General features: G+C 40.9%; 9 protein-coding genes and 1 pseudogene. 6 read left to right on the top strand and 4 right to left on the bottom strand.

Annotated features, from left to right (window positions below; all coding sequences use genetic code 11):
* Positions 1-376 precede the first annotated feature (376 nt).
* Positions 377-1,033, top strand: a complete 657-nt coding sequence (locus OGM63_RS28135; protein WP_263749039.1) for an Arm DNA-binding domain-containing protein — start codon at positions 377-379, stop codon at positions 1,031-1,033.
* A 41-nt stretch (positions 1,034-1,074) separates the two neighbouring features.
* Positions 1,075-1,521 carry a site-specific integrase gene (locus OGM63_RS28130; protein ID WP_263749038.1) on the top strand — a complete coding sequence of 149 codons (447 nt, stop codon included), beginning with the start codon at positions 1,075-1,077 and terminating at the stop codon, positions 1,519-1,521.
* 163 nt (positions 1,522-1,684) lie between these two features.
* On the opposite strand, the gene OGM63_RS28125 is transcribed toward OGM63_RS28130, so the two are convergent.
* Positions 1,685-2,047, bottom strand: coding sequence for a hypothetical protein (locus OGM63_RS28125; protein WP_263749037.1), 363 nt, complete (start codon positions 2,045-2,047; stop codon positions 1,685-1,687).
* A 354-nt stretch (positions 2,048-2,401) separates the two neighbouring features.
* On the opposite strand from OGM63_RS28125, the gene OGM63_RS28120 reads away from it, so the two are divergent.
* Genes OGM63_RS28120 through OGM63_RS28110 form a run of 3 tightly spaced genes read left to right on the top strand, consistent with a single transcriptional unit; the run spans position 2,402 to position 4,256 of the window.
* Positions 2,402-2,653, top strand: coding sequence for a hypothetical protein (locus OGM63_RS28120; protein WP_263749036.1), 252 nt, complete (start codon positions 2,402-2,404; stop codon positions 2,651-2,653).
* A gap of 35 nt (positions 2,654-2,688) precedes the next feature.
* Positions 2,689-3,483: a hypothetical protein gene (locus OGM63_RS28115; RefSeq protein ID WP_263749035.1), complete on the top strand. Its 795-nt coding sequence runs from the start codon at positions 2,689-2,691 to the stop codon at positions 3,481-3,483.
* Positions 3,480-4,256, top strand: coding sequence for an ATP-binding protein (locus OGM63_RS28110; RefSeq protein WP_263749034.1), 777 nt, complete (start codon positions 3,480-3,482; stop codon positions 4,254-4,256). The genes OGM63_RS28115 and OGM63_RS28110 overlap by 4 nt, the downstream gene beginning before the upstream one ends.
* 93 nt (positions 4,257-4,349) lie before the next feature.
* Here OGM63_RS28110 and OGM63_RS28105 read toward each other — a convergent pair whose 3' ends face one another.
* The 3 genes and pseudogenes from OGM63_RS28105 to OGM63_RS28100 form a co-directional block, all read right to left on the bottom strand.
* A complete protein-coding gene (locus tag OGM63_RS28105; RefSeq protein WP_263749040.1) occupies positions 4,350-4,676 on the bottom strand; it encodes an MOSC domain-containing protein in 327 nt (108 codons plus the stop codon).
* Positions 4,669-4,803, bottom strand: a pseudogene (locus tag OGM63_RS29995) (MOSC domain-containing protein); the annotation flags it as partial. The gene OGM63_RS28105 and the pseudogene OGM63_RS29995, both read right to left, overlap by 8 nt.
* 151 nt (positions 4,804-4,954) lie before the next feature.
* Complete coding sequence (locus OGM63_RS28100; protein ID WP_263749033.1) at positions 4,955-6,343, bottom strand: RNA-guided endonuclease InsQ/TnpB family protein; 1,389 nt, start codon at positions 6,341-6,343, stop codon at positions 4,955-4,957.
* Positions 6,344-6,427: 84 nt separating this feature from the next.
* Between OGM63_RS28100 and tnpA the strand changes: the two genes are divergently transcribed.
* Positions 6,428-6,826: an IS200/IS605 family transposase gene (gene tnpA, locus OGM63_RS28095; RefSeq protein WP_263749032.1), complete on the top strand. Its 399-nt coding sequence runs from the start codon at positions 6,428-6,430 to the stop codon at positions 6,824-6,826.
* Positions 6,827-6,860: the final 34 nt, after the last annotated feature.

Raw genomic sequence — 6,860 nt, 5'->3', positions numbered from 1 at the left:
TTAGTCAATATTTAGTCAAAAAATAAAGCTAAAAATAATAAACCTATTACCAGTAGGGGATAAAGGTGCGTTTTCTTTGGGACTGAAAATCCTCGTGTCACCGGTTCAAATCCGGTTCCTGGCATAACTCACAAAACCCCTGAAACATATAGCTTTCAGGGGTTTTAAATTTTCACTAAAACCCCTGAAAGCCATTCTAGGGGTGTAAATTGGGTGCAAGAATATGCCGACGTTGGACATTTGTGGACGAGTTTAGACAATTTATTGGGGTAAAGTTGGGGTAAATCAGAGCGCGCTGATTCCAAGCATTGAAGGCATTTGCAAAACCTGCTAGCTATCTTCCCTTGCCTTCGCTATCGATTATTAGGAGTCACCTGTGGGTTCGCAACGCAAAGCCTCTAAGGGTACTGTTAAAATCAAAACCTCGAACGATCGCTTGCAATTAGTTTTCAGTTTTGGGGGTAAACGTCATTATCTCTCAACCGGGTTTACCGATAGTAAAGCCAACCGCAAGCTGGCTGAAATGAAGGCTCGGCAAATTGAGTTGGATATTCTCTGCAACAATTTCGATGTGACGTTGGAAAGGTACAAGCCGCAATCAGAGCAAGTTGTCTTTACACCATCTAGTGAGAATAAGACTTATACTTCGTTAGCGGATTTGTGGGATAGTTACACCGAATACAAGCAGTCTAGTTTATCTCCTAGCACTTTGGCGAAGGATTACCATAAAATTTATCGTTGTATTAACGTGCATCTGCCAGTAAGGACTTTGGATAAGGCGATCGCAATTCGAGATTGGTTAATTGCGAATAGAACCCCGCGATCTGCCAAAAAAATCCTGACTCAATTTTCGGCTTGCTGCAATTGGGCTGTGAAGTCTCAATTGATTGAGGACAATCCATTTGAGGATATGGCGAGTGATATTAAATTACCGAAGGGTAACTTTGAGGAAACGGACATAAATCCGTTTAGTTTGGAAGAACGGGACAGAATCATCCAAGCATTCAAGGAAAACCGCTATTACAAACATTAATTGAATTTCTTTTCATCACAGGTTGCCGACCATCAGAAGCTGTGGCTTTGCAGTGGAAGCATATTGTGTTGGACTTTACGATTATTCGGTTTGAGCAAGCAGTAGTGGTTTCACAGTCGGGATTGACTTGTAAATCTGGTTTTAAGACGCAGAAGAAGCGAATTTTCCCAATTAATAATCGTTTGGCTGGATTGTTAAAATCCATCCAACCCATTGATGTGTCAGGTGAAGCGAAAGTATTTCCATCACCTGAAGGTAAGTGGATAGATATGCATAACCTTAGTGGACGGGCTTGGAAGGTTGTGGTGGAGAGCCTTGATGGTGTTGAGTATAGGAAGCTTTACCAAACTCCGCATACGTTTATTACAATGGCTTTGAAGAATGGGGTGGATGTTAAGGATGTGGCGACAATGGTGGGTAATTCGCCGGAGATTATTTACCGCCATTATGCGGGGCAAAGTCGAGAGCTTTTCTTGCCGGAGTTTTAAGAGTGAATTGGATCGATGCTCTGGAGGTAGCTAGCTTGCCCTTGCTTAAGCAAAATACCATCTTCGCAATTTAAAGGGGTTCTTTGAAGGGCAATGATCACCACCTCATCAGTGTCTGCTGAACGACTGCTAATAAACTTGGCAACACAATCAAGTTTTCCTATCAGTCCGCTCCAGTAGTCGCTGGTAATGGGTCTGATGGGAAATAGCTTTGCAGATAGTTTAAGGTGAACCGTTTCGTTTCTGCCACCAGACGCTTCCGTAACCGTATCTCTTGACTAAGAGATAGCCACAGTAACATGCCGATCGCTTTTACCAACACAAAGGCGATCGCTTCATAATCCCCAGGTTCTAAGGTTGAATCACGTTGAGATAAAGATGTTACCAAATCCTGAATTAGTTGAGCATCGGCAGCCTCTTCGATTTCCTCCAATTCAGGTATCGTCCCCTGAACCTCCATGAAAATAGCGTGGTAGCCTGGATTATCAGTAAAAAATTGATCGGCTGTATCAATCAACTTTTCCACGTAATATGAGTGTTACTCATATATTAATCTAATTTGTCCCAGAGAATCTCGCTATGAGCCAAAATCTCCTGAGTTTGACTCACCCGAAAGCAAATATACGCCCTCATTACTCACCTATCCCCAGGATTCCTTGGGCTATATCTATGCAGCCACGATGAAGAAAGCGGGCTTTGACCCTAATCTCCATGCGGGAATGGCGGTTATATTGGCTCGTTTTTAATTCAATCGGGAAAACAAGGCTTCCGTCAAGCAGCACTGAATGCGATCGCAGAAATTACACCCTCTCGTGTATTTGCTGGTCAAATCCGTTCCAAAATTATTATTTCCTATATCTCTGCTCCCCGACAAATAAAGATGGGTGAATGGGAAGTTGATATGGTAGCAACAAGGGTACTGGTAAATCTTTCTGGTGGTGCTGACGAAGAAATTAATTTTAATCGCACTTTTAGATTACAAGCTGTAGATATTCCTGAACAACCCACAAATAATGATTCTCCACTGGAAAGACAACTATATGAGATTAGAAGTGCAGGCTTAGAAATAACTAAAATCTCAGAATTTACCGAGGAAAGGCAGAGGGCAGGAGGCAAAAGGCAGAAGGAATAAAACACATTTTTGAGCGATGGAATCAACTTGCAACTTTGGGACAACAAACTATAAAAAATAGTGATGTTACCGAAGATAAAGAAATATCAAATTTACCGAGGGATAACACTACAGCCAAAATTCCCGAACAATCAACTACAGAGAAGACTTTTCAGCAAAACGAATCTACCAATATTATCCCCGCAGTCGCAATTAGTAATAGCCAAACCAATTCTCCAACCACCTTACCAAATCAAACAGAAAATCAAACACCAGGGGAATGGGGTATTTTAAATCGAAGCAACCCCAATATCGAGCGCAATTATCCCCAGACAGTTTTTCCCGAACCTAATTCCCTAATGCAAATCCAAATTGGGACAACAGCTAAAGGATATGTGGTAGTACCAATAATTTGGACACAGGAAGGTAAAAATGGAGTTAGATTTGCAGTGCGATCGCATGAAGATATCCGCTCTACTAATAACCGTGTTATTTTCCCCAAAGGAAGTATTTTAATTGCGGATGTAGATTCTGTTTCCAAAACAAATAAGCTAGTTCAACATAGTGTGACAGCAATTGTCTATACAGACAAATCTGGTCGAGTTAAACAACAGCAAATACCTCAAGGTGTAATTTCCATTCAAGCAGAAGATAATAAACCCTTGATTGCACAAGCATTGTCGGATAAAGGTAAAGCTATTGCCCAACAAGATATCTTAATTGGATTACTTGGTGCAGCAGGACGTGCTGGGGAAGTTTTCAACCAAAATCAAAGCCAATCTTCTATTGTCACTTCCAATGGTAATTTTAACAGCCAAGTAATCACAATCTCAGTTTTCCCAAAGGGATGATAATTTGGGGACCACCGGGAACGGGTAAATCCCTCAGTGCCAAGCTAGCTGCGAAGAAAATGGGTGTACCGATGGTTGCTGCTGACTGGGCTGGATTACGGGGTAAAACTGCTTACGAATCGAGGAAAAATTTGCGGGAGTTTTTACAATTTTGCGACGCGAATGGAGAGTATGGTTTAATTCTTTATTTCGATGATTTTGATAAAGGTTTTGCTGGTTTTGATTCCGATAATGATGGTGGTGTATCGCGTCAGCTTGCAGGGAAATTATTGACGTGGATGCAAGAAAGAACATCCCAAGTTTTGGTAATGGCAACAGTGAACAAATTAGAGTTTTTACCACCCGAATTAGTACGTCGTTTTGATGAGATTATTTTTGTTGACTTACCCCACGCTGGTGCAAGGTATGAAATCTTTAAATTGCACTTGGCTAAATATTTTACCGGATTAGATTTTAGTGAAAAGGATTGGTTGCGTTTGTTGAGGGAAACGAAGTTATTAACCCCAGCAGAAATTGCATTGATGGTAAGAAAAACTGCGGAGAATGCTTTTTATCGAAATACACAGGAATATTCTGGTGAGGAACTTGGGGAAAAGCCTTTAACTGTGACTGTGAGGGATTTTTTGTCAGTGCGATCGCACTTTACACCTAGCATGGTTCGTGAGGAGGATAAAATTGTCGAGATTCGCAATAAAGCGGTTTATGCTCGTCCTGCTGCGTCACCAGATACGAGTCGCTGGGCAAAGGAACCAGAGGTTTTGTTTGGGGATTGAAAGATTTTAAATAAATGGGAAATATTAAAACAAAATGCCAAATATACCTCGCTCAAAAAGCTATACTAAAAACGGTTCAAACCAAAGTCTAGCTTAATGACGCTGTTCAATTTGCTGCTGGAAGTAAGTCCTCAAACTGGCTGCCAAAGCTGTCACCTGAATTGCCCGACGTACCAAATCGTTATTAGCTTCACGTACATAAATTTGTACGATGTCAGCAACTGTGATGTTGTTTTCGTCGCGTCTGACCAGTTCGATCGCATCACCCACACCAACTTCACCTTCTTGTACCACTGAAAAGTAAATGCCGCTTAAACGGCTGTTCAGAAACCGTTTAACCATATCATCGCGCCCAAACTTGAGATTGAGTTTGAAGCCGGGAAACCGGGGTTGCGTCACCATCAGTTCGGCGCTACCAATGCGAAAGCGAGAGCGCTACCGCGCACACTTCGTGAACGCCAATGTTCACGTTTGTTTCTGATAAGCCCTCAATTGTCAGATTTTCGCCAAATGACCCCCAGGGCAACGTTTCATCGGGTAGCTCCCTCTGCCAGTAACTGAACTACCCCATGCCTAAAGGCATGGGGTTCCAACTTGCTGTGCAAGTTTCGTTTACCCTCGTAGGTTCCGACTCCTCACAAGCTATTGGATTACTGAACATCAACTCTGACTCATTGTTACCAATAAGTGACTTTGAACTAGTCGCAGGGAAGCGCTGATTGATTTGACCCATTTTGCCAACCGTCCAGCAGGCATTGTTCCATGCCTAGCCAACCATCCCTGGCTGACTGGATTGACAGAGTTTCTGTTTTGGGGTCAACGTGACGACTCAAATAAGCAGATAAAATGTCACGTTGCATTGTCAAACCGCATTTAGAGCAGTTATGCACTCGTTGAGATAATGACTTTTTCTGTTTATTACCACACAAACAAGTTTGAGAAAGTGCAGTATGATAAGTCGAAAACATTAGAACTGTGCCGCCAGCGTTTTCGGCTTTGCGTTTTAGTTCTGATTGAAAAGATGCGGGGGATTTAAACCCTATGGATTTACCCCAATTTTTCTGCCAAGCTTTAACCGATACTTTCTCGGTTTTAAGATTTTTACCGAGTTTCAAAGTTTGGTTAACTAGCCTGCCATGAGATGATTTACGCTCTCGCGCTTGTTTGCGTTCAATCTCGCGTTTCTTAGCCGCAGTTTTTTTGTAACGATTGGATTTATGCCAACGTTTTGAACCTTTCTTAACTGTACCGTTAGGATTAAAATTATTTGGATTGTTGGCACGTCGTTGCCTATCTATCTTGCGTTGTAACTTTCTAATTTTCTTTTGCTTTGAGGTTAGCTCAACACCAAAAGTAGTCCAGATAGTTTCATCATCCCCAACAATTGCAACAGTACTAACTCCTAAATCAATACCAACAGTGCTGCTTTCCCCGATAATATTTTTAGGCTTTTGATATGGTTCACCCTCACAAACTAATTGAGCAAACCAAAATGTTTTTTTATTAAGAATACGACGGACTAAGCGGACATATTTAATCTTTGAGTTTAAACCATACAAGATTATAGGGTCGTTAGTAATGATTCCTGGTAATTTTAACTTTGACCATTCAACACCGTTGTTAATCCATCTGATGCCTTGCTTATTGGTTTTCCCTTCTAATGATGCAAATTGACCTTTTTGCTTAAATCTGACCTTTTTAGCCTTACCAAAAGCCATTCGCTCTAAAGCTTTAAATGCTCTAGTTGCTATTTTCTGGATAGTATTAGCATCAAGATGCGATTTAATCCAAACACTTGCAATTGCTGTTTTATTGGCTTTATGTTGTAAGTCATAATCACTAAAATGATATACTTCCCTGCATGATTGAAAAGCTGCTGATTTGGCTTTTTTATCCTTTTTATCGATTAATCTGGCTTGTTGGTAAAGCTCAGAATCTCTGACCAACTGAAGCCTATTTTTACCCTCAGACAATACAGCGTTATATAGCTGCCTTCCGGCTTCTAATCTGGCAGCAAGTACTGACAAGTCAAAAGATGTCGTAATTAAAGGTATTTCTGTAACAAAACTAGTTGTTTTTGCTGCCAAAATTAAATCACCTCCTTATACTTGTTGATTAGTTATCCTTAATCTGTCATATAGATACAATATAGTAAACTACTGTTTCGGAAAATGACTGAAAAATTTAAATCAAACAATAATGTCGTTTACTCATGTAAGTACCATGTCATTTTCTGCCCAAAATATCGCAGAAAAGTTCTAGTAAACGCTATAGCATCCAGGCTAAAAGAGTTATTAGTGCAAATAGCTATTGAAATTAAAGTTGAAATCTTAGAGATGGAGATAATGGCAGACCATGTGCATCTATTAATTGAAGTAGACCCCCAATTTGGGGTGCATAAAGCTGTGAAAAGATTTAAAGGAGCAACTTCTAGATACTTGCGATTGGAGTTTCCAGAACTAAAAAGCCGCCTGCCTTCTCTATGGACTAATTCTTACTTTGTTTCAACAGTGGGAGGCGCTACATTAGACACCATAAAAATGTACATTCAAAACCAAAAAGAAACCTGAAAGCGACTGAAGTCGTCCGCGCCGAGGTAGCCCC

This window comes from Plectonema radiosum NIES-515 (genome assembly GCF_025753815.1).
Taxonomy (GTDB): Bacteria; Cyanobacteriota; Cyanobacteriia; order Cyanobacteriales; family Nostocaceae; genus Hassallia; species Hassallia radiosum_A.
This window is presented reverse-complemented; position numbering and strand designations above follow the sequence as displayed.